We start from the raw sequence: 20,360 nt of genomic DNA on the forward strand, positions 1-20,360 counted from the left end.
CGTCCGGGGGTGTCCAGGGGTGTCCGGGGGTGTCCGGACCCTGCTCGACCGGTTGATTTCCGTTCCACCGGGCGCTGAGCTTCGGGGTGTGCCCCGGCACCGGCTCGGGGGCGGAATCGACGTACCGGAGGGTTCCATGCGATTCACCAGGACCAGGAAGCGTGCCTCGGCCGCCGCGCTCGCCGTGGTGGCGATGGGCGTGATCGGGGTGGGCAGCGCGACCTCGGCCCAGGCCGCCGAGGGCAGTTGGCAGATCCGCAGCGGCGGCTGCGTCGCCCTGGAGCTGGTCGAACTCCAGGGCGGCCACGACCACATGGCGATCGATCCGACAGCCGCCCCCACCGGCTGTGAGTTCGGCATCCAGAACGTGGGCACCGGCCAGTGGATCTACGGCCCGACCACCGACCCCCGCGAGTCGGGGTGGTACTACGACGGCCCGGGCACGAGCCTGCAGGCGTGTACCTGGGGGCCGCGCAGCGCGGAGGTGTGCGGCCCGGTCAACTGACCTGCCACGGTGGGCGGCCCGGGTCAACCGACACCGAACGCTCCGGGACGAGGTGCCGGTCCCTGGGTGAGCGAGTCGAGCAGGGCCCGGGCCTCGTCCGCCTCGGGGATGTTCAGCGAGCTGTGGATCTCGACGGCCTGTTCGGCGTGCGCCCGAGCGGTGCCGAGGTCTCCCAGACGCTGGTGCGTGCGCGCCAGCCCGACGTGGATGCGCCCGAGGTTGTACCGCTCGCCGGTGTGCGGGAGGAAGTCGATCGCGGCCCGGTAGTGCTGGAGGGCGCTCGCCGGAGCGTCCATGGCCAGCAGGGCGTCGCCGAGCAGGGTGTGCGACTCGGCCTGGCCGAAGGTGTCGCCGAGGTCGCGGTGCAGGTCCAGCGCCTCCTGGTACAGGTCGAGCGCCTGCGGATGGTGGTGCAGCCGCTGCTGGTACTCGCCGAACTGGTTGAGCACGATGGCCTGGCCGAGACGGTTGCCGCCGCGTCGGTGGAACTTCAGCGCCGCCCGGTGGTACTCCAGGGCCTCCGGCAGCCGTCCGAGCCTGGTCAGCGTGGGCCCCAGGTTGGTCAGGGCGATCGACTCGACGGCCGGCTCGGGGAGGTCCCGGCTGAGCTGCAGCGCCTGCTGCAGGTGGTCGAGCGCCTCCTCCAGGCGTCCCATCCGGGTCTGGGTGAGGCCCAGGTTGGCCAGCACGTGGGCCTCACCGGCGCGGTTGCCGATCGCGCGCTGGATCGTCAGGGCCTGATGGAGCAGGTCGAGTGCCTGCGGGAAGTCGCCGAGCTGGTACTGGACCAGCCCCAGGTGCCGCAGCGCGGCGGCCTCACCGGCGGGATCGCCCAGCTGCCGGGTGGCTCGCAGGGCACGGGTACCCAGCACCAGCGCCTCCTGGGCCGGCATGTGGCGTTTGAGGTGGCGCCACAGGATGGCCGGCAGGTCCGCCGCGTAGCGGGGCAGCGCGGCGTCGGTGGCGTGGTGGGAGAGGACCAGCAGGTTGGCCTGTTCCCGCGCCAGCCAGTCGGTCGCGTCCACCTGGTCGGCGAACACCACCGGTGTGCCTCCCGGCGCGGGAGCCTGCGGCCGGTGGTGGCGTTCCAGCGGGGCCAGCTGGTCCATCGCAGCGGCGGCGGTGTGACGGTAGTGGTCGAAGAGCCGGACGAGCGCGGCGCGGCGGACGGGTTCGGGTTCCTCGCGGGCGAGCAGCTCGTCGGCGAAGGTGCGCAGCAGGTCGTGGAAGGTGTACCGGAGGGCGGTGTGCTCGATCAGCAGGTGGTGGTCGTGCAGCGACTCCAGGAGTTCCTCGGTCTCGGCCGGCGGTGCGTCGAGCAGCGCGGCGAGGGCGGGCGGCGCGAAGTCCTCGCCGGGGTGGAGCGCGGCCAGCCGGAACGCGCGCCGCTGGGCGGGGGTGAGGGCGTGGTAGGAGTCCACGAAGGCGGCCGCGACGCTCCGGTCCCGGTCGGAGAGTTCGGTCAATAACTTCTGCGGGCGCCGGATCCGCTCCAGCACCTGGACGGGTGTCCAGGTGGGATGGTGGGCCAGCCTCGCGCCGGCGATCCGCAGCGCCAGCGGCAGCCTGCCGCACAGCGCGACGATCTCCTCCACCGTGGCGGCGTGGCCCGCGACCCGCTCCGGGCCGGCGACCCGGGCGAACAGCTCCACGGCCTCGTCATGGCTCAGCACGTCCAGCGGCACGCTGACCGCCCCGTCCAGCGCGAGCATCCGCCGCCGGGACGTCACCAGCGTGAGGCAGCGCGGGCTGCCGGGGATCAGCGGGCGGACCTGCTCGGCGTCGACGGCGTTGTCCAGCACGATCAGGTACCGCCGGCCCGCGGCCCGGCTGCGCCACAGCTGGGCGCGCTCCTCGGTGCGCGAGGGCAGTGCGGTCCGGCTGACACCCACCGCGCAGAGCAGGCTCTCCAGCGCCGCACCCGGGTCGAGCGGCCGCCGGCCCGGAGTGAAACCGTGCAGGTCCACGAAGAGCTGACCGTCGGGGTAGCGGCCGGTGAGACTGTGCCCGGTGTGAACGGCCAGGGCGGTCTTGCCGACACCGGCCATGCCGTCGATGGCCGAGATCACCAGCGGACGGCCCTGGCTGCCGTCCGGGCCGCCGGCCAGCGCCAGCAGCCGTTCCACCTCGCTGTGCCGTCCGGTGAAGTCCGGTACGGCGTAGGGCAGCAGACGGGGCACCACGTGTTCGACCGGTGCCAGGCCGGTCCGCGGCTCCGGCTCCCCGCGCGCCGCGGCGAGCAACTGGTCACGGCTCGCGGAGTCCACGCCCAGGGCCGTGGCCAGCCGGGCCACCGACGACAGCCGCGGCCGCCGCCGCCCGGACTCCAGCACGCTGATCGCATGCGTCGAGACCCCCGAGCGTTCCGCGAGCTCCTCCTGCGTCCACCCGGCCGTCAGCCGGTACTGCCGCAGGAGCGTTCCGAAATCCCCCAGCATGATCGATCGCCTCCGAAGGGTGAGCACCCTGCGGGAACGACGACGGCGGGAACGGCCCAGCGCCCCGGACCCCGTTCCACCGTCAGCGGCCCCCCGACTCTGCGGCCCTGACGGGCGCCCGAGAACAAAGCATCATGCTAACGCCAGGAAAACGCCATGGAGTGGAAAGTCGGCAGTGAAGAGACTGGTCCCGGCCACATGCGCCGTGCTCGACCGATCGAGCCGGGGCCCAAGGGGGGATACATGACTGGGTACATGACTGGGCGGAACATGAACGGGGATCCGAGCCGGTCACCGCAACGGGCGCTGGCGGCGAGGCCCGATCCGGGCGACGCCGCCACCCCGCAGGAGTTGGTCCGCCGGCTCCGGGCGCTCAAGGCGTGGTCGGGCAACCCGTCGCTGCGCGAGCTGGAGCGCCGCACCGGCGTTCCGCGGAGCACGATCTCGGGTGACCTGAGCCCTCGCCGGGACCGCCTGCCGCCGCTGCAACGGGTGTCGACGCTGGTCACCGCCTTCGGCGCGTCCGCCGAGGAGCTCGCCCGCTGGCGGTGCGCCTGGCAGCGCATCGAGATGCGGCAGCAGGCGGCGGAACCACCCGTGCCGGCTCCGCACGCCGCCGTCGCACCGCCCGCCTCCGACCTCGCCCCGGCCGCGCCCGGGGCACCACCGCAGGCGCGGGCGATCGGCGGCCTGCTCGCCGCCGTCCTGGCCCTGCCCCTGCACGCCTGGCGGTTGATCGACCACTCGGCGCTTCTTCAGACGAAGAAGGCGTTCATCCCGGGCACGTCGGAGAGGTAGGTCTCGATCGAGCGGATCCGGCCCTCGTGCAGGAAGCAGACGGTGGACAGGTACTCGTCCAGCACCCGGCCGTCCCGCTCGGCGGTGTTGTGCAGCGACAGCGCCACGTTGTCGCGGCTGTACAACGGGCGCAGGAACTCGAAGTTCACCCCGTAGCTCGCGATCAGCCGGACCCGCTCGACCACGGCGTCGACGCCCTCGGCGGTTCCGGAGATCGTGTTGTCGCCGGGCAGCGTCCAGCTGGCGTCCTCGGTCAGCAGCGAGCGCAGCCGCGCCCAGTCGCCGGTCTGCAGGCTGAGGCGGAAGTCCTCGACCAGGCGGAACTTGGCCTCGTCGCTCATGGGGGTGGTGGGCTGGTCGGACATGGCGGATCCCTCCGAAGCGGTCGGTCTCGGTGTTGTCCCTCAGCTTTCCCCGGGCGGGCGGCGAACGGAAATACCGTCCTGACCTGCGGATCATTCCCGGTGTGCATAATGCCGGGATGACCATCGAAGAGCTGCGCTGGTTCCTGGCCGTCGCGGAGACCGAGCACGTCACCGACGCCGCCGCGCTCGTCGGCACCTCGCAGCCGACGCTGTCGCGGGCGATCGCCCGGCTGGAACGCGGGCTCGGCACCCCGCTGTTCGACCGTGACCGGCACCGGCTGCGGCTCAACGACTGCGGCAAGGTCTACCGGCGCCACGCCCGGCGGGCGCTGGCGGAGCTGGAGGCGGCCGAGGACCGGATCGCCGCGCTGCTGCGCCCGGCCGAGGACACGCTGCGGCTGGCCTTCGTGCACTCGCTCGGCGGCTGGCTGGTGCCCGAACTGCTCGGCGCCTACCAGCGCGAGTCGCCGGGCACCGGGTTCGCGCTGCACCAGGAGTCGGCGGCGGGGGTGCTCGAACTCGTCCAGGACGGCTCGGCGGAGCTGGCCGTCACCGCGCCGCGGCCCGCCGGCGCGGGCTGGGGCTGGCTGCCGCTGCGCGAGGAGCGGCTGGCGCTCTCGGTGCCCGAGGGGCACCGGCTGGCCGACCGCGACGCGGTGCGGCTGACCGACCTGAACAACGAGCGGTTCATCATCATGCGCGACGCGGCCGGGCTGCGGCAGATCACCTGCCGGATCTTCCACGAGGCGGGCGTGACGCCCTCGGTGGTGCTGGAGGCCGGTGAGGTGGCCACCATCCGCGGCATGGTCGGCGCCGGGCTCGGGGTGGCCGTGCTGCCCGCCGGGGACGGCCGCGCGGCGCCGCAGCCCGGGGTGCGGGTGGTGCCGCTCGCCGACCGGGACGCCCGGCGCGGCATCGGGCTGGCCTGGCGCGAGGACCGCCCGGCCACGGCGCCCTGCCGGCGGTTCCGGGCCTTCGCGGCGGAGCTGGCGGGCCGACCGGTCAGACCGGCAGCAGACGGGTGATCAACTCGCCCAGCTGGCGGGCGTTCCGGCAGGGGTGCATGGCCACCAGGCCCGCGTAGTCGAGGGCCGCGGAGTCGCCGGTGGACCACAGGGCGGGCTGTTCGGGGTTGAGCCAGTGCACCCGGCGGGCCCGCCCGGCGAGCTGGGCGAGGGCGGGCAGGTTGGGGTCGCGGCGGTTGTTGCGGGCGTCGCCCAGGATCAGCACCGAGGTGCGCGGGGTCACCGCCTCCTGGTAGCGGTCGGCGAACTCGCCGAGCGCCGAACCGTAGTCGCTGTAGGGGTGGTGGCCGATCACCGCGGCCTCGGTCGTGATCCGCCGGGCCAGCCCGCCCGGGTCCGCGGTGCCGGTGGTGACCAGCTGGGTCACCTCGTCCACCCGGTTGACGAAGGCGAACACCCGTACCCGGCTGAACTCCTCGCGCAGCGCCTGGACCAGCAGCATGGTGAAGTCGGAGAACCCGGCCACCGAGCTGGACACGTCGCAGAGCAGCAGCAGGTCGGGACGCTGCGGCCGGCGCTGGCGGTAGGCGGGCCGCAGCGGTACGCCGCCGGTGCCCAGCGAGCGGCGCACGGTGCGGCGCAGGTCGATCCGGCCCCGGGCGGCGCGGCGGCGCCGGGCGGCCAGGTGGGTGGCGAGCTTGCGGGCGAGCGGGCGCACCGAGCGGCGCAGCTCGGCCAGTTGGTCGCGCCCGGCGAACAGGAAGTCGATCTGGTCGACGCTGGGCGCAACTGCCCGGCGGGCGATCTCCGCGGTGCCCTGCTCCTCGGCGGTGCGGCGGCGGGCCTCGGTGGCCACCAGGCCGCGGAACGCCTCGATCCGGCGGCGGATCTCGTCCGGCTCGATCCGGTCGGTGAGCGCGTCGGGTGCGTCGGCGGGCGCGCCGGGGCGGCCGGCGCGCAGCGCGGCGAGCACCCGGGCCAGCAGGATCTGCGGGCGCAGCCGCTCCAGCGTCTGGTGGGCCGACCAGCCGCCCGAGCCGGGGGTGGCACTGGGCGTAGCCCCGGCTCCCGCGCCCGGTGCGCTGCCGAACCGGCCCAGCGCCTGCACCGCGAGGCCGGCCAGCCGCGCCATCGCCGCCGAGTCGCCCGCGGCCAGCGCCTCGGCCAGCCGCTCCCGCAGCTCCTCGACGGAGGTGGCGGCGCCGGCCGCGGCCGGCCGGGCGGTGCTCGGATCACCGACCGAGCGGGGGAAGTACAGGTCGAAGGTGGCGTCGAAGACCGGGCGCTGGCCCTGCCCGCGCAGCAGTGCCGCCGCCAGTCCCTCGCGCAGCCGCTCCCGGTCGGCCAGCCCGAGCACCGCCAGCACCGCGGCGGCGTCGACCGTCTCGCCGGGTCCGACCCGCACGTGGTGTCCGCGCAGCGCGTGCACGAAGCCGGTCAGCCGCTCGGGCAGCGCGCGCTGCGCGGCCCCGGTCACGCCGAGGCCAGGGTCAGCTTCTCGACCGCCCGGCGCAGGTCCTCCTGGTGCTTGAGGACCACGCCCAGGCTGTCGCGGACCACCGCGTCGTCCAGCGAGTCGGCGCCCAGCGCCAGCAGGGTCCGGGCCCAGTCGATGGTCTCGGCGACCGAGGGCGCCTTGCGCAGCTCCATCGCCCGCAGCGCACCGATCACCTTGACCACCGACTCGGCCAGCGCCTGGTCCAGCTGCGGCACCCGGGACCTGACGATCCGGCACTCCAGCTCCTCGTCCGGGAAGTCGAGGTGCAGGAAGAGGCAGCGGCGGCGCAGCGCCTCGGAGAGCTCGCGGGTCGCGTTGGAGGTGAGCACCACGAACGGGCGGCGCTCGGCCGTGATGGTGCCCAGCTCCGGGACGGTCACCTGGAAGTCGCTCAGCACCTCCAGGAGCAGGCCCTCCACCTCGACGTCGGCCTTGTCGGTCTCGTCGACGAGCAGCACGGTGGGCTCGCTGCCGCGGATCGCGGTGAGCAGCGGGCGCGGCAGCAGGAACTCCTCGGAGAAGATGTCGGCCTTGGCCTCCTGCCAGCTCTCCTCGCGCCCGGCCGTGATCCGCAGCAGCTGCTTGGCGTGGTTCCACTCGTAGAGCGCGCGGGACTCGTCCACGCCCTCGTAGCACTGCAGCCGCACCAGGCGGGCGCCGGCCACGGCGGCCACCGCCTTGGCCAGTTCGGTCTTGCCCACCCCGGCCGGGCCCTCCACCAGCAGCGGCTTGCCCAGCCGGTCGGCGAGGAAGATCGTGGTGGCGACGGCTGTGGAGGCCAGGTAGCCCACCTCGGCCAACCGCGCCGACACCTCCTCGACGGAGGCGAAGAAGCCCGTGTGCTGTTCACCGGTCATTGCTGTCGAACTCCCGCCTGTGGCGCGCCGCGCGGGCGCCTCGTCCTCGCACTGTAGCGGCTGGGCGGGCCGGTGCACGAGGATCGGTTACCGGTGGGTAGCCGGCCGGTGAGCAGGAAGGCGGTGAACGGACCGGCCACCTTCGGGTCGGCGAAGTCCACGCCGTGGCCGGTGGCCTCCAGGGTGACCATGGCGGCCCGGTGGCCGAAGGCGCTCAGCGTCTGGCGGGCCCCGGCGTAGGCGGTGTCCGGGTCCTTGAGGTTCTGCAGCATCAGGATGTTGCGCGGCCCGATCGGGTCGGCCCGCACCGGCGGTTCGGTGGGGCCGTAGTGCCAGTAGGCGCACGGCCAGACGTTGCCCGGCATGCCGTTGCTGAGCGGGTAGCGGATCCGGTCGGCGGCCGTTTGGGCGGCGTAGTAGCCCGGATCGCGTGGCCAGGGCGTGTCGTTGCAGATCACGGCATCCTGGGCGGCGACGAAGTTGTCCGGGATCACCGTCGGCAGCGTGCTGCCGCCACCCGGACCGGGCGGCGGCAGCACCCCGGTGTCGGCGGCCTGCCAGGCGCGGGCGGCCAGCGGGTAGTAGGCGGCGTTGGTCAGCACCGAGAAGGTCAGCGCCCGGAACCCGTTGCCGTCCAGCACCCGCCCGTCGCCCAGCCGCAGCGGCGTGCGGTCCAGCTTGGCGGCCAGCCGGAAGTAGCCGGCGCGGACCGCCGTCTGGGTGGCGCCCAGGTGCAGGGTGGCGTCCTGCTGGGCCAGGTAGGCCGCCAGCGCCGGGAACGCCTGCTCGGTGCCCAGCCCGTACAGGCTCATGCCCTGCTCCACGCCGCCGGGGGCGACCGTGCTGTCCAGCACCACCTTGTCGGTGTGCGGGGCGAACATCGTGGCGTAGATCTGGCCCAGGTAGGTGCCGTAGGAGCTGCCCAGGTAGGAGATCTTCGGCACGCCCAGGGCGGTGCGGATCCGGTCCAGGTCGCGGGCGGAGTCGGCGGTGCTGATGTCGCCGAGGTAGTCGCCGGCGGTTGCCGCGCAGGTGTCCGCGACCCGCTTGGCGAAGGCCAGGTTGCCGGAGATGTCGCCGTCGGGCGCCGGGTAGGGGTAGTTGAGCTCGGCGGCCCGGTCGGCGGCGCTCAGGCCGCAGGCGACCGGGGTGCTGTTGCCCACGCCGCGCTCGTCGAAGCCGATCAGGTCGTAGGAGGCCGGCACGGCGGCGGGCAGGATGCCGAGCAGCTGGCTGGGGTAGTCCAGGCCCGAGCCGCCGGGCCCGCCGGGGACCACGACCAGGTCGCCGAGCCGGTGGGCGGGGTCGGCGGTGCGGATCCGGGAGACGGTCAGGGTGATGCTGCCGGCGCCGGGCTGCCGGTAGTCGCGGGGGACCCGCAGGGTGGCGCACTGCTCGCGGGGGTCGCGCGGGTAGTAGCTGCCGTTGGCGTTCGGGGTCGGCGCGGGGCAGGCGCCCCAGTCGAGCGCGGACCGGCTGAGCCCGCTGGCGGGCTGACCGGCGGTGGCGGCGGCGGGCTCGGCGAGTGCGGCGCCGAGCAGCAGGGCGGCGGCCAGCAGTGCGCCGCCGGCCGGCACGCGGCCGGCCCGGTGGGCGGAGTGCGGTCGCGCTGGACGGTACGGAGAGGTCATGGGCGCGACGGTAGGAGAGTTGACGGTCCGTCACCTGGTCCCCGGGGTGGAGATGCGGGTTTATTCCGTTCTCCACCCTGGGGTGGTTCCGCTACGGTGACGCGGTGAAGACGGACGTGATCATCCTCAACGGCGGCTCCAGCTCGGGCAAGTCCGGCATCGTCCGGTGCCTGCAGGCGGTGTTGCCGGATCCGTGGCTGGCCCTCGGAGTCGACACCTTCGTCGACTCGCTGCCCGCGGCCATGCGCTCCTCGCAGGCCGGGATCGAGTTCGCCCCGGACGGCGAGGTGCAGGTCGGCGCGGTGTTCCGGGAGTTGGAGGCCGCGTGGATCGAGGGGGTGGCCGCGATGGCCCGCGCGGGTGCCCGGGTGATCGTGGACGAGGTGTTCCTCGGCGGCGCGCAGTCCCAGCAGCGGTGGCTGCGGGCGCTCCAGGGGCTCGGGGTGCTCTGGGTCGGGGTGCGGTGCGAGAGCGCGGTGGCGGCGGGGCGCGAGCTGGCGCGCGGCGACCGGACGGTGGGGATGGCCCGGGCGCAGGCGGAGCTGGTGCACCGGGGGGTGCGCTACGACCTGGAGGTGGACAGCACCCGGCGCGAGTCGCTGGAGTGCGCGCGGCTCGTCGCGGCGCGGGTCGCCTGACCGGGCCGGGCGAGGGGACCGGCTGGCCGGACCGGGCGAGCGGACCGGGGGGATCCGCCGAACGTCGGTCCCACCAAGGGCTGACTCCGGCGCGGCGGGCGTGACCCGGGGCGCCCGCGCGGGGTTGGGGTGGGCGTGAACGACTGCGAACATACCGGTCGGCTGCCGGCCACCCGGACCACCTGGGCCCTGCTCCACCCGCTCCTCACCGCGATCTCGCAGGCCGGGGTCCCGTTCGGGGCGGGCGACCTGGAGCGCCTGCACGACGCGGCGGCGCTGGGGCCGGACTTCGTCCAGGCCCTGACCCGCTGGATCATCGCCGCCCATCGGGCGGCACCGCCGAGCGGGCCCACGGTCTGGGTCGCGGGGCACACTCCGCGGGTCCAGCTCACCCCGGTACCGGCGCCGCTGCCCGCGCCGCTGCCGCTGCCGCTGCCCGCCCCGCTGCCGCCGCCCGCGGCGTTGCCGCTGTCCGCACCGACGGGGGTGCCGGGGAGCCGGTCGGGGAACGAGCGCCGGTCGGGGGGCGACCGCAGGGCCGAGGTCGACCGCAGGGCGGAGGGCGACCGCAGGGCCTCCTGAGCCGGCGTCGGCCCGGGTTGCCGGGCGGGAGTCCGGGACGGGTGTGGCGGATGGGCAACCAGAGTCGGCCGTCGGCCCGTAGTAAGGGTGGTACGTGCTGAACCAGCCGTGCGCTCCGAGCTGGACGAGGACTCCAGGAAGGCAGGTGGCCGGTGTCCGCCGTAGCGGTTCTGACCAAGGCACCCGATCCGATCTCCCGTGCCGGACTGGACAGTTATCTGCGGGCCGTGCCGGGGGTGACCCTGGTGGCGGACCGGCCGGCCGACCAGCGCTGCACGGTGGTCCAGCTGGCCGACGCGGTCAGCAGCGACCTGCTGCGCGAGGCCCGCGAACTGGTGCTCGACCCGCGGATCCGGCTGGTGCTGATCGTCGAGCGGCTGCGCGAGGACGAGCTGATCGACGTGGCGGCCAGCGGGATCTCGCACCTCCTGCTGCGGCACGAGGTGACCCCGGCGCGGCTGCTGCGCGCCGTGCACGGGGCGCACAGCGGCAGCAGCTCGCTGCCGCCCGGCCTGCTGAACCAACTGCTCGACCGGATCGGCAGGGTGCAGCAGGGCGCGGAGAACGCGGAGAGCGCGCCGAGGCGCGGGCAGCCGCTCGAGGAGCGGGAGATCGCGGTCCTGCGACTGGTGGCCGAGGGCTGCGACACCGCGGAGATAGGCGCCAGGCTCGGGTACTCCGAGCGCTGGGTGAAGAACGTCCTGCACCGGCTCACCAGCCGGCTGAACCTGCGCAACCGCACGCACGCACTGGCGTACGCGATGCGCCGGGGGCTGCTCTGAGGTGAGGCCGCCGACTGCCGGCTGCCGGCCGGCGGTGGGCCGCCGGGTCAGCCGAGTCCGTCGGCCGCCCGGTAGGTGCCGGGGGCCAGGTAGATGGAGAACCGTGCGGCGTCGCCGCCCCGGTAGGACATGAAGTTCTGGGTGAGCGAGCGGGACAGCGGGCGGTCGGCGAGGTCGTCGAGCAGGGCGACATAGGGGTCGGCCGACGGCGCGCCCTCGGCGCGCAGGAAGGCCGCCACCCGGTCGCGGGCCGCCGCGTCGCTGTCGTGCACCGGGATCAGCGGGACGTAGAGGGTGGCGCTCGGCCGGTCGTGGCGGGTGTCCAGGGTGAAGGTGGTGACCGGGGGCTTGCGCTGCCAGGCGGCCGCGTCGTGCGGGCCGTTGATCTGCTGCAGCGCGCGGGCGAACAGGCCGGGGACGTGGTCGTGGGCGACGGCGGACTTGGCGTCGATCTCGGCGGCGCTCACCCCGGAGTGCGCCAGGTACAGCTGGGCCCGGAAGTCGTCCCCGCCGACCAGGTCCACGGCGATGGCGACGGGCTCGTGGGCGGGGGTGAAGGCGCCGCCGAGGTGCTCGACCAGGGCGCGCCAGGGGCGCTCCAGGCCGAGGCGGAGCATGGCCTGCTCGGTGCGGTCGGCGGACTGCTCCCGGCCGGCCACCGCAGGATTGAGGAAGATCTTGTACTCGGGGTGGGCCCCGGGGCGCCAGGCGACCGCGTGGGCCATGGTGAAGAAGCCCTGCGGATCGTCCTCGACGAAGAGGTCCTCGATCTCCAGCAGGCGGTCGACGAAGACGCCGGGCCGGCCGGCCAGCCGGCGGGTCAGGGCCATCGCCGCGCGCATCCGGGAGACCGCGGTGCCGTCGCCCGGGGGCTCCAGCGAGAGCCGCACGCCGGCGGTGCCGTTCACCCAGGCGACCGAGGGCTCGAAGGGCATGCCGTCGATGGCCACCCAGCAGGCGCGCTCGGGGGGTGTGCCGACCGGCAGCCGGCCCCAGGGCTCGGTCAGCTCCTGGAGCAGGGCCAGGATCGAGGCGCGGGTCTCGCCGGTGAGCCCCAGGCTCTGGTGGGCGCGCCAGACGCGGTCGGTGGCGACCTCGGCGTAGCTGTCCGTCGGCAGGTAGCGGGTGGAGTCGAAGCGCAGCGGGCGTCCGACCATCTCGGCGATGACGCCGGTGTCCGGGCTGAAGCCGGCCTCCGGGCCGGCGGCGGCGGTTGCGTGGGCGTCCATCGGGTCTCCCTGTCTCCCCGGGGTGGCCGGGGCGTGCCTGAGATGCGGGTGGGGTGAACGAGGCGTGTGTGCTGTCCGGTGCTTGCGGGGCGTGCCGGCGGACCTGGGACGAGCCGGGACGGGAGTGGCGCGCCGGGCCGGAGCGAGCGCGATCGTCTCATCGGGTGGCGGTTCGGGTCCGCGTTTTGCCCAAGCTTGTCTGCTCCGGATCGTGAACGGGCATCTGTTCCGGCCAATATGACTGACCATGCGTAGCCGGTCGGCTACGCGTTCCGGGGGCGGGCGGCGGTCGCCGGGTGCGGTGGAGATTGCCTGGCCGGACGTGCCGCGGCCATATGCGCCCGGGGTTTGCCCGCGGTGACGTGCGGTTGGCGGACTGTGCGCAAGAAGAGCCGAAAACATGAACATGTCGTTCCGCATCGTGGCGGAGTTTGGCATGATCGCTACACGACGTCGAACAGTGCCCGCACCAGGCTGCCTGGTGCCCTTCCGTGTGCCTTCGAACCGGACGCCGTTGTCGCGTTCCGGGGTCCCGCGCAGAGGAGTTCGTGACACGTGTCCGTCCAGCGCCCCTCCTGTCAGTCCCTTTCACTGCCGGCGGCCTTCGCCCGGCAGGTCGAGCGCACCCCCGCCGCGACCGCGGTGGTCAGCGGCGACACGGTGTTGACGTACCGTCAGCTCGATGCCCGTGTCCGGCTGTTGGCCCAGCGGCTGGTGGCCGAGGGGGTGGGGCCGGAGGAGCCCGTCGCGGTCCTGGCCGACCGGTCGGCCGAACTCGTGGTGGCACTGCTCGCGGTCGCCGCCTCCGGTGGCTGCTATCTGCCGCTGGACCCCGGCCAGCCCGCCGCCCGGCTGGACGGCATGCTGGCGCGGAGCGGCGCCCGGCTGCTGCTGACCGCCGACCGGAGCGCACCGCCGCGGATCGGCGAGGGGCTGCGGGTCCTCCCCGTGGCCGCGGCGGCGCCCGCCGCGGGCGGTCCGGGGGAGCCGGCCCCCGCCCTCGGGCCGGTCGAGCCGGACCAGTTGGCCTACCTGATGTTCACCTCCGGCTCCACCGGCGCCCCCAAGGGCGTCGCGGTCAGCCACCGCAACGTGGTCGCGCTGGCCCAGGACCCGGCCTTCCACGGCGGCGCGCAGCAGCGCGTCCTGCTGCACTCGCCGCACGCCTTCGACGCCTCGACCTACGAGCTGTGGGTGCCGCTGCTCTCCGGCGGCACGGTGGTGGTCGCACCGCCCGGCGCCCTGGACGCGCGGGCGGTCGCGGACGCCGTCGGCACGGCGGGCGTCACCGCGCTCTGGGTGACGGCCGGGCTCTTCGCCGTGCTGGCGGAGGAGGACCCCGGGTGCTTCCGCGGCGCGCGCGAGGTGTGGACCGGCGGCGACGCCGTTCCGGCGGCCGCGGTGCGCCGGGTGCTGGCCGCCTGCCCCGGCCTCGCCGTGGTCAACGGCTACGGGCCCACCGAGACGACCACCTTCGCCACCTGCCACCGGGTGACCGGGGCCGCCGGGCTCGGCGCCGTGACACCGATCGGCGCCGCGATGGCCGGCATGCGCACCCTGGTCCTGGACCCACGGCTGCGCCCGGTCGCACCCGGTGAGGTGGGCGAACTCTACTTGGGCGGCACCGGGTTGGCCCGCGGCTACTGGTGCAGCCCCGGCCTGAGCGCCGAGCGCTTCGTCGCCGATCCGCAGGGCGGCCCCGGCGCGCGGCTCTTCCGCACCGGCGACCTGGTGCGCCAGGACGTCCAGGGCAGGCTGGAGTTCGTCGGCCGCGGCGACGACCAGGTGAAGATCCGCGGCTTCCGGGTGGAGCCCGGCGAGGTGGCGGCGGTGCTCGGCGGGCACCCCGAGGTGGCCCAGGCCGCGGTGGTGGTCCGCCCGGACGCGGCCGGCCAGAAGCGGCTGGTCGGCTATGTGGTGCCGGCCGAGCGGAGCGGGCCCGGGGCCGGCCGGGCGGACCCGGACGGCGGCGCGGACTCGGTGGCCGAGTGGCGCGAGATCTACGACGCGCTCTACCGGCGCGCCGCCGAGGCACGCCTCGGCGAGGACTTCTCCGGCTGGAACAGCAGCTACGACGGCCTGCCGATCCCGGCCGAGCAGATGCGCGAATGGCGGGACGCCACGGTGGCCCGGATCCGCGAGCTCCAGCCGCGCCGGGTGCTGGAGATCGGCGTGGGCACCGGGCTGCTGCTCGCCCGGCTGGCCCCGCACTGCGAGTCCTACTGGGGCACCGACCTGTCCGGACAGGTGGTCCGGGCGCTCGGTTCGCTGGTCGCGGCGGATCCGGCGCTGGCCGGGCGGGTCGAGCTGCGGGCCCGGGCCGCCGACGACACCGAGGGCCTGCCGGCCGGCTTCTTCGACACGGTCGTGATCAACTCGGTCAGCCAGTACTTCCCCGACGGCCGCTACCTCGCCGAGGTGCTGACCAAGGCGGTGGCGCTGCTCGCCCCCGGCGGCGCCGTCTTCGTCGGTGACGTACGGCAGTTGCGGCTGTTGCGCGCCTTCCACACCGACGTGCGGCTGCGCCGGGACCCGCTGCCCGAGGACCCCGAGGCCCTTGGCGCCGCCGTCGAGCAGGCCGTGGTGCGGGAGAAGGAGCTGCTGGTCGACCCGGCGTTCTTCGCCGAACTCGCGCGCACCCTGCCCGAGGTGGCGGGCAGCGAGGTGCGGGTCAAGCGCGGCCGGTACGTCAACGAGCTGACCCGCTACCGCTATGACGCGGTGCTGCGCAAGGCCGCCGCGGCACCGGTCGAACCGGCGCCGCCGACCGTTGAACTGACGTGGGGTCAGGACATCACCGAAGCCGCCCGGTTGGCCACCGTGCGCGGCAGCGAGCTGCGGGTGACCGGGGTGCCGGACGCGAGGCTTGCGCCCGTCGCCCGGGCCCTCGCGGCCCTGGAGGCGGCCCGCCCCGGCGACCGGCTGCCGCTGCTGGGCGCCGCGGACGACGCCGAGAGCGCGGACCTGGAGGAGTTCCACGAGGTGGCCGAGCGCCTGGGCCTGCGTGCCTCGGTGAGCTGGTCGGCCACCGCCCCCCACACGCTGGACGTGACGCTGACCGCGCGCCGCCCGGGCGAACCGGGCCTGCAGGTGCCGCCGCCCGCCGGGGTGCCGCTGACCGCGCTGGTCAACGCCCCCGCGGCCGCCCGCGACACCGGCGCGCTGCTCTCCTCGATCCGCGCCTACCTGCGCGACCGGCTGCCCGCCTACCTGCTGCCCGCGGCCACCGTGGTGCTGGAGGCGCTGCCGCTGACACCCAACGGCAAGGTGGACCGCCACCGGCTGCCCGAGCCGGACACCGGATCCACCCCCGGCGGGCGGGCGCCGCGCGACCCGATGGAGCGGCTGCTCTGCGAGCTGTTCGCCGACATCCTGGGCGTCTCCCGGGTCACCATCGACGACAGCTTCTTCGCGCTCGGCGGCCACTCGCTCTCCGCCACCCGGCTCAGTGCCCGGCTGCGCTCGGTGCTGGGCCTGGAGGTGCCGGTGCGCACGGTCTTCGAGATCCCCACCGTGGCCGGCCTGGCCGAGGCGGTGCAGCTGGCCTCGGCCGGCGAGCGGCCGGCGCTGACCGCCGCGCCGCGGCCCGGGACCGTCCCGCTCTCCTACGCCCAGCGCCGGCTCTGGTTCCTCGACCAGTTGCACGGCCAGGGTGCCGCCTACCACGTGCCGCTGGTGCTCGACCTGGACGGCGAGCTGGACGAGCCGGCGCTGGCCGCGGCGCTGGCCGACCTGCTGACCCGCCACGAGAGCCTGCGCACCGTCTTCCCCGCCGTCGCCGGGGTGCCGCGCCAGCTGGTGCTGGAGGGCGCCGCCGCCCGGCTCCGGCTGGCGACCACCGATGTCGCGCCCGGCGAGCTGGACGCGGCGGTGGACGCGGTGGTCCGGGAGCCCTTCGACCTGGCGGGCCGGCTGCCGGTGCGGGCCGGCCTGCTGCGCACCGCGCCCGACCGGCACGTGCTGGTCCTGGTGATCCACCACATCGCCTGCGACGGCTGGTCGTTGGCGCCGCTCTGGCGCGACCTGGCCGCCGCCTACACCGCGCGCCGCGCGGGCCGGGCGCCGGACGCCGAGCCGCTGCCCGTGCAGTACGCCGACTACACCCTGTGGCAGCAGCGGCTGCTGGGCGAGGAGGGCGACGAACAGAGTCTGATGAGCCGTCAGCTCGCCTACTGGAGCGGTGCCCTGGCCCAGCTGCCGGAGTGCATCGAGCTGCCCGCCGACCGGCCCCGGCCGCCGGTGGCGAGCCAGCAGGGCGACACCGTGCAGTTCACCCTCGACGCCGAGCTGCACCGGCGGATCACCGAGCTGGCCGAAGCAGCCGGCGCCAGCCCGTTCATGGTGCTGCACGCCGCGCTGGCGGCGCTGCTCACCAAGCTCGGCGCGGGCACCGACATCGCGATCGGCACCCCCGTCGCCGGGCGCACCGACCACGCGCTCGACGCGCTCGTCGGGTTCTTCGTCAACACGCTGGTGCTGCGCACCGACACCGGCGGCAACCCCGCCTTCCGCGACCTGCTGGCCCGGGTCCGGGAGGGCGACCTGGCCGCCTACGCCCACCAGGACGTGCCGTTCGAGCGCCTGGTGGACACCCTCGCCCCGAGCCGCGGCCTGGCCCACCACCCGCTCTTCCAGGTGCTGCTGGCCCTGCAGAACGCCCCGCAGGGCGCACCGCGGCTGCCGGGGCTCGGCGTGACGCCGCGCGAGGCGGGCACCGGGGCCTGCCGGTTCGACCTGTCGATCAGCCTGCAGGAGCGGCACGGGGAGGACCGGCAGCCGCAGGGCATGACCGGGGTGGCGGAATTCAGCACCGATCTCTTCGAGCGGGCCGGCATCGAGCTGCTGCTGCGCCGCTTCACCCGGCTGCTGACCGAGGTCACCGCCGACCCCACCCGCCGCCTGGGCACCCTGGACGTGGTGCTGCCCGCCGAACGCGAGCAGCTGCTGGCGCACAGCGGGGACCGCAGCCACGACGTGCCGCCGCGCACCCTGCCCGAGCTGTTCGAGGCGCAGGTGCGGCGCACCCCGCGGGCCACCGCCCTGGTCCACGACGACGGCACCGGCGAGGTGCGCACGCTCAGCTTCCGCGAGCTGGATCTGCGCTCCAACCGGCTGGCCCGGCACCTGATCGCCCACGGGGTGGGCCCGGAGCGGTTCGTGGGCATCGCGCTGCCGCGCACCATCGACGCGGTGGTGGCGACCCTCGCGGTGCTCAAGGCCGGCGGTGCCTACCTGCCGCTGGACGCCGGCTACCCGGCCGCGCGGCTGGCCTTCATGGCCGAGGACGCCCGGCCCGCGGTGCTGCTCACCGACTCGGCCACCGAACTGCCGCTGCCCGCCCTGGCGCGGGTGCCGCGCCTGGTGCTGGACGCGCCCGGGACCCGGCGGGCGGTGGCCGAGCGGCCGCTGACCCGGATCACCGACGCCGACCGCATCCGGCCGCTGAGCTGCGGGCACCCGGCCTACGTCGTCTACACCTCGGGCTCCACCGGCCGCCCCAAGGGCGTGGTGGTGACCCACTCGGGGATCGCCGGGGTGGCCGAGGCCCAGGTGCGGCGCTTCGGGGTGACCACCGCCAGCCGGATCCTGCAGTTCGCCTCGCACAGCTTCGACGGCGCGGTCTGGGAGCTGTGCGGCGCGCTGCTGACCGGGGCGACGCTGGTGATGGCGCCGGCCGACGTCGCGGCGCCCGGGCCGGCGCTGACCGCGCTGGTGGAGCGGCACCGGATCAGCCACGCGACCCTGCCGCCGGCCGCGCTCAGCGTGCTGGAACCGGCGCAGCTGCCCTCGCTGACCTCGATGATCGTCTCCGGTGAGGCCTCCTCGGGCGAGACGGTGCGCCGCTGGTCGGCCGGGCGCCGGTTCCTCAACGGCTACGGCCCCACCGAGACCACCGTGTGCGCCACGCTCAGCGCCCCGCTCGAGGGCGGTGCCACCCCGCCGATCGGCCGGGCCACCGTCAACGCCCGGGTCTACGTGCTGGACCGGGACCTGACCCTGGTGCCGCCCGGTGTGGTGGGGGAGCTGCACGTCTCCGGGGCCGGGGTGGCGCGCGGCTACCTGCACCGGCCCGCGCTGACCGCCGACCGCTTCGTCGCCGATCCGTTCGGCGCGCCGGGCAGCCGGATGTACCGCACCGGCGACCTGGTGCGCTGGAACGAGGGCGGCGAGCTCGAGTTCGTCGGCCGCGCCGACGGGCAGGTCAAGATCCGCGGCTTCCGGATCGAGCCCGGCGAGGTGGCCGCCGCCCTGGGCACCCACCCGGGCGTCGCGCAGGCGGTGGTGGTGCCGCGCGCGGACCAGCGCGGCGGCACCTTCCTGACGGCGTACGCGGTGCTGGCCGACACGGCGCCGTCGGACGGCGCCGCGCCGTCGGACGGCCGCGAGCTGCGTGCCCACCTGGCCGGTCTGCTGCCCGACTACCTGGTGCCGGCCGTGGTGCTGGTGCTGGACGCGCTGCCCCTGGCGGCCACCGGCAAGGTCGACCGGGCCGCGCTGCCGGTGCCCGACTTCGCGGCGCTCTCGGCCGGCCGGGAGCCGCGCAACCCGCGCGAGCGGATCCTGTGCGAGCTGTTCGCCGAGGTGCTGGGGGTGCCGCGGGTCACCATCGACGACAGCTTCTTCGCCCTGGGCGGGCACTCGCTGCTGGTGCCCCGGGTGATCAGCGGGATCCGCCGCCGGCTGGGCGTGGAGCTCGCGGTGCGCACGCTCTTCGAGCGGCAGTCGGTGGCCGCGCTGCTCGCGGCGGTGGACGGTACCGCCGAGGACGGCCCCGCCGGCGGCCCGACGCCGGCGCAGCTGGCCGCGGACGCCGTGCTCGACCCCGCGATCACCGTGCGCCCCCCGGCCGCAGCCGCAGCCGCAGCCGAGGGGCGCCGCCCTGGGCCCGCCCGGCGGCCGGCCGGCGGGCGGGAGAACCTGCTGCTGACCGGCGCGACCGGCTTCCTCGGCGCCTTCCTGCTGCGCGAACTGCTCGACCGCACCGGCGCCGACATCCACTGCCTGGTGCGTGCCGAGGACGAGGCGGCGGCCCTGCGGCGGATCCGGCGCAACCTGACCGAGTACGGGCTGTGGAACGAGTTCTCCCGTCGCCGGATCGTGCCCGTCCCCGGTGATCTGGCGCAGCCGCTGCTCGGCCTCGGACGTGAGCGGTTCGAGCAACTGGCCCGCCTGGTCGACGCGGTGTACCACAACGGCGCCCGGGTCAGCGCGGTCGACCCCTACCGCCGGTTGCGCGAGGCCAATGTGACGGGTACTCAGGAAGTGCTGCGGCTGGCGGCGCTGGGCGAGCCGGTGCCCGTGCACCACATCTCCACGGCCGCGGTGGCCGTGGCCGCGGACGAGCGGCGCGCCACCGTGCCCGAGTCGGGCCGGCTCGGCCCGCACCAGGTGATGGCGGGCGGCTACCCGGAGAGCAAGTGGGTGGCCGAGGAGCTGGTCTGGGCGGCCGGCGAGCGCGGCCTGCCGGTCAGCGTCTACCGGTGCGGTCGGGTGAGCGGCCACACGGTCAGCGGCGCCGGCTCGCACCGGGACGTGTTCTGGCAATTGGTGCGCGCCATGCTGGTGATCGGCGCCGCCCCGCTGCCCGCCGCCGGCCAGGACGCGCCGCCGGTGGTCGACCTGGTGCCGGTGGACTGGACCGCGGCCGCCATCGTGCGGCTCTCCCGCCGCCCCGCCACCACCGGCCTGGCGCACCACCTGGTCTGCCCCGAGCCGCTGCCGGTGGCCGAGGTCCTGGACCGGCTGCGGCGCTACGGCTACCGGCTGGAGCCGATGGCGGCCGACGCCTGGGTGCGCACCCTGCACGAGCGCGCGGAGGCGGACGCCCGCACCGGGACCGGCACGCTGGACGGCGCGGTGCTGCTCGCCGACACCCTGCCCGCACTGGGCCGACTCGGCCAGGTGCGCCTGGATGCGACCAACACGCAGGCGGGGCTGGCCGGTTCGGAGCTGGCCTTCCCCCGGCTGGACGACGCGCTGCTGCGCGCCTACGCCGACTACTTCGTCACCTCGGGCTTCTTCCCGCCCCCGCCGGCCTAGGGCCTGCCTTCCGTAGGACAGGCCCCGGCCGC

The 20,360-nt window shown here is 75.3% G+C and carries 12 protein-coding genes and 1 pseudogene; 7 read left to right on the top strand and 6 right to left on the bottom strand.

All coding sequences use genetic code 11. From position 1 onward, the window contains the following. Nucleotides 1-136: 136 nt before the first annotated feature. Nucleotides 137-505: a hypothetical protein gene (locus tag OG294_RS34010; protein WP_327070397.1), complete on the top strand. Its 369-nt coding sequence runs from the start codon at nucleotides 137-139 to the stop codon at nucleotides 503-505. Nucleotides 506-528: 23 nt separating this feature from the next. Here the strand turns inward: OG294_RS34010 and OG294_RS34015 are convergent, their stop codons facing one another. Continuing rightward, nucleotides 529-2,943 (bottom strand): ATP-binding protein, encoded by a 2,415-nt coding sequence (locus tag OG294_RS34015; RefSeq protein ID WP_327070398.1) that lies wholly within the window; start codon nucleotides 2,941-2,943, stop codon nucleotides 529-531. A 255-nt stretch (nucleotides 2,944-3,198) separates the two neighbouring features. Here OG294_RS34015 and OG294_RS34020 point away from each other — a divergent pair, with 255 nt between their 5' ends. Next, a complete protein-coding gene (locus OG294_RS34020) occupies nucleotides 3,199-3,741 on the top strand; it encodes a helix-turn-helix domain-containing protein (protein WP_327070399.1) in 543 nt (180 codons plus the stop codon). Here OG294_RS34020 and OG294_RS34025 read toward each other — a convergent pair. Then, entirely contained in the window at nucleotides 3,699-4,106 is a 408-nt protein-coding gene (locus OG294_RS34025) for a nuclear transport factor 2 family protein (RefSeq protein ID WP_327070400.1), read from the bottom strand. The genes OG294_RS34020 and OG294_RS34025 overlap by 43 nt on opposite strands. Before the next feature lie 116 nt (nucleotides 4,107-4,222). Here OG294_RS34025 and OG294_RS34030 point away from each other — a divergent pair, with 116 nt between their 5' ends. Further along, nucleotides 4,223-5,131 (top strand): LysR family transcriptional regulator, encoded by a 909-nt coding sequence (locus OG294_RS34030; RefSeq protein WP_327070401.1) that lies wholly within the window; start codon nucleotides 4,223-4,225, stop codon nucleotides 5,129-5,131. Here the strand turns inward: OG294_RS34030 and OG294_RS34035 are convergent. The 3 genes from OG294_RS34035 to OG294_RS34045 are packed head-to-tail and all read right to left on the bottom strand — an operon-like array spanning nucleotide 5,109 to nucleotide 9,057. Then, nucleotides 5,109-6,548: a vWA domain-containing protein gene (locus OG294_RS34035; protein WP_327070402.1), complete on the bottom strand. Its 1,440-nt coding sequence runs from the start codon at nucleotides 6,546-6,548 to the stop codon at nucleotides 5,109-5,111. The two genes, OG294_RS34030 and OG294_RS34035, sit on opposite strands and share 23 nt — an antisense overlap. After that, nucleotides 6,545-7,426 carry an AAA family ATPase gene (locus tag OG294_RS34040; protein WP_327070403.1) on the bottom strand — a complete coding sequence of 294 codons (882 nt, stop codon included), beginning with the start codon at nucleotides 7,424-7,426 and terminating at the stop codon, nucleotides 6,545-6,547. The genes OG294_RS34035 and OG294_RS34040 overlap by 4 nt, the downstream gene beginning before the upstream one ends. Further along, nucleotides 7,423-9,057, bottom strand: coding sequence for an alpha/beta fold hydrolase (locus tag OG294_RS34045; RefSeq protein ID WP_327070404.1), 1,635 nt, complete (start codon nucleotides 9,055-9,057; stop codon nucleotides 7,423-7,425). Before OG294_RS34045 ends, OG294_RS34040 begins: the two co-directional genes overlap by 4 nt. A gap of 104 nt (nucleotides 9,058-9,161) precedes the next feature. Between OG294_RS34045 and cpt the strand changes: the two genes are divergently transcribed. From cpt to OG294_RS34060, 3 genes are all read left to right on the top strand, one after another. After that, on the top strand, nucleotides 9,162-9,695 hold the full coding sequence (gene cpt, locus OG294_RS34050; protein WP_327070405.1) for a chloramphenicol phosphotransferase CPT: 534 nt from the start codon (nucleotides 9,162-9,164) through the stop codon (nucleotides 9,693-9,695). Nucleotides 9,696-9,830: 135 nt separating this feature from the next. Next, nucleotides 9,831-10,277, top strand: coding sequence for a hypothetical protein (locus OG294_RS34055; protein WP_327070406.1), 447 nt, complete (start codon nucleotides 9,831-9,833; stop codon nucleotides 10,275-10,277). 152 nt (nucleotides 10,278-10,429) lie between these two features. Then, nucleotides 10,430-11,059: a helix-turn-helix transcriptional regulator gene (locus tag OG294_RS34060; protein WP_327070407.1), complete on the top strand. Its 630-nt coding sequence runs from the start codon at nucleotides 10,430-10,432 to the stop codon at nucleotides 11,057-11,059. A 47-nt stretch (nucleotides 11,060-11,106) separates the two neighbouring features. Here OG294_RS34060 and OG294_RS34065 read toward each other — a convergent pair whose 3' ends face one another. After that, nucleotides 11,107-12,288, bottom strand: a complete 1,182-nt coding sequence (locus tag OG294_RS34065; RefSeq protein ID WP_327070408.1) for a tryptophan dimethylallyltransferase family protein — start codon at nucleotides 12,286-12,288, stop codon at nucleotides 11,107-11,109. Nucleotides 12,289-12,843: 555 nt separating this feature from the next. On the opposite strand from OG294_RS34065, the pseudogene OG294_RS34070 reads away from it, so the two are divergent. Then, nucleotides 12,844-20,328, top strand: a pseudogene (locus OG294_RS34070) (amino acid adenylation domain-containing protein); the annotation flags it as partial. Between the last annotated feature and the right edge of the window lie 32 nt (nucleotides 20,329-20,360).

This window comes from Kitasatospora sp. NBC_01302, from assembly GCF_035976515.1.
GTDB lineage: Bacteria > Actinomycetota > Actinomycetes > Streptomycetales > Streptomycetaceae > Kitasatospora.

What these genes read in the sequence shown, in the direction of transcription:
- OG294_RS34040 (WP_327070403.1), bottom strand. Translation starts at nt 7,426, where the DNA reads ATGACCGGTGAACAGCACACGGGCTTCTTCGCCTCCGTCGAGGAGGTG.
- OG294_RS34015 (WP_327070398.1), bottom strand. Translation starts at nt 2,943, where the DNA reads ATGCTGGGGGATTTCGGAACGCTCCTGCGGCAGTACCGGCTGACGGCC.
- OG294_RS34025 (WP_327070400.1), bottom strand. Translation starts at nt 4,106, where the DNA reads ATGTCCGACCAGCCCACCACCCCCATGAGCGACGAGGCCAAGTTCCGC.
- OG294_RS34020 (WP_327070399.1), top strand. Translation starts at nt 3,199, where the DNA reads ATGACTGGGCGGAACATGAACGGGGATCCGAGCCGGTCACCGCAACGG.
- OG294_RS34045 (WP_327070404.1), bottom strand. Translation starts at nt 9,057, where the DNA reads ATGACCTCTCCGTACCGTCCAGCGCGACCGCACTCCGCCCACCGGGCC.
- OG294_RS34065 (WP_327070408.1), bottom strand. Translation starts at nt 12,288, where the DNA reads ATGGACGCCCACGCAACCGCCGCCGCCGGCCCGGAGGCCGGCTTCAGC.
- OG294_RS34010 (WP_327070397.1), top strand. Translation starts at nt 137, where the DNA reads ATGCGATTCACCAGGACCAGGAAGCGTGCCTCGGCCGCCGCGCTCGCC.
- OG294_RS34030 (WP_327070401.1), top strand. Translation starts at nt 4,223, where the DNA reads ATGACCATCGAAGAGCTGCGCTGGTTCCTGGCCGTCGCGGAGACCGAG.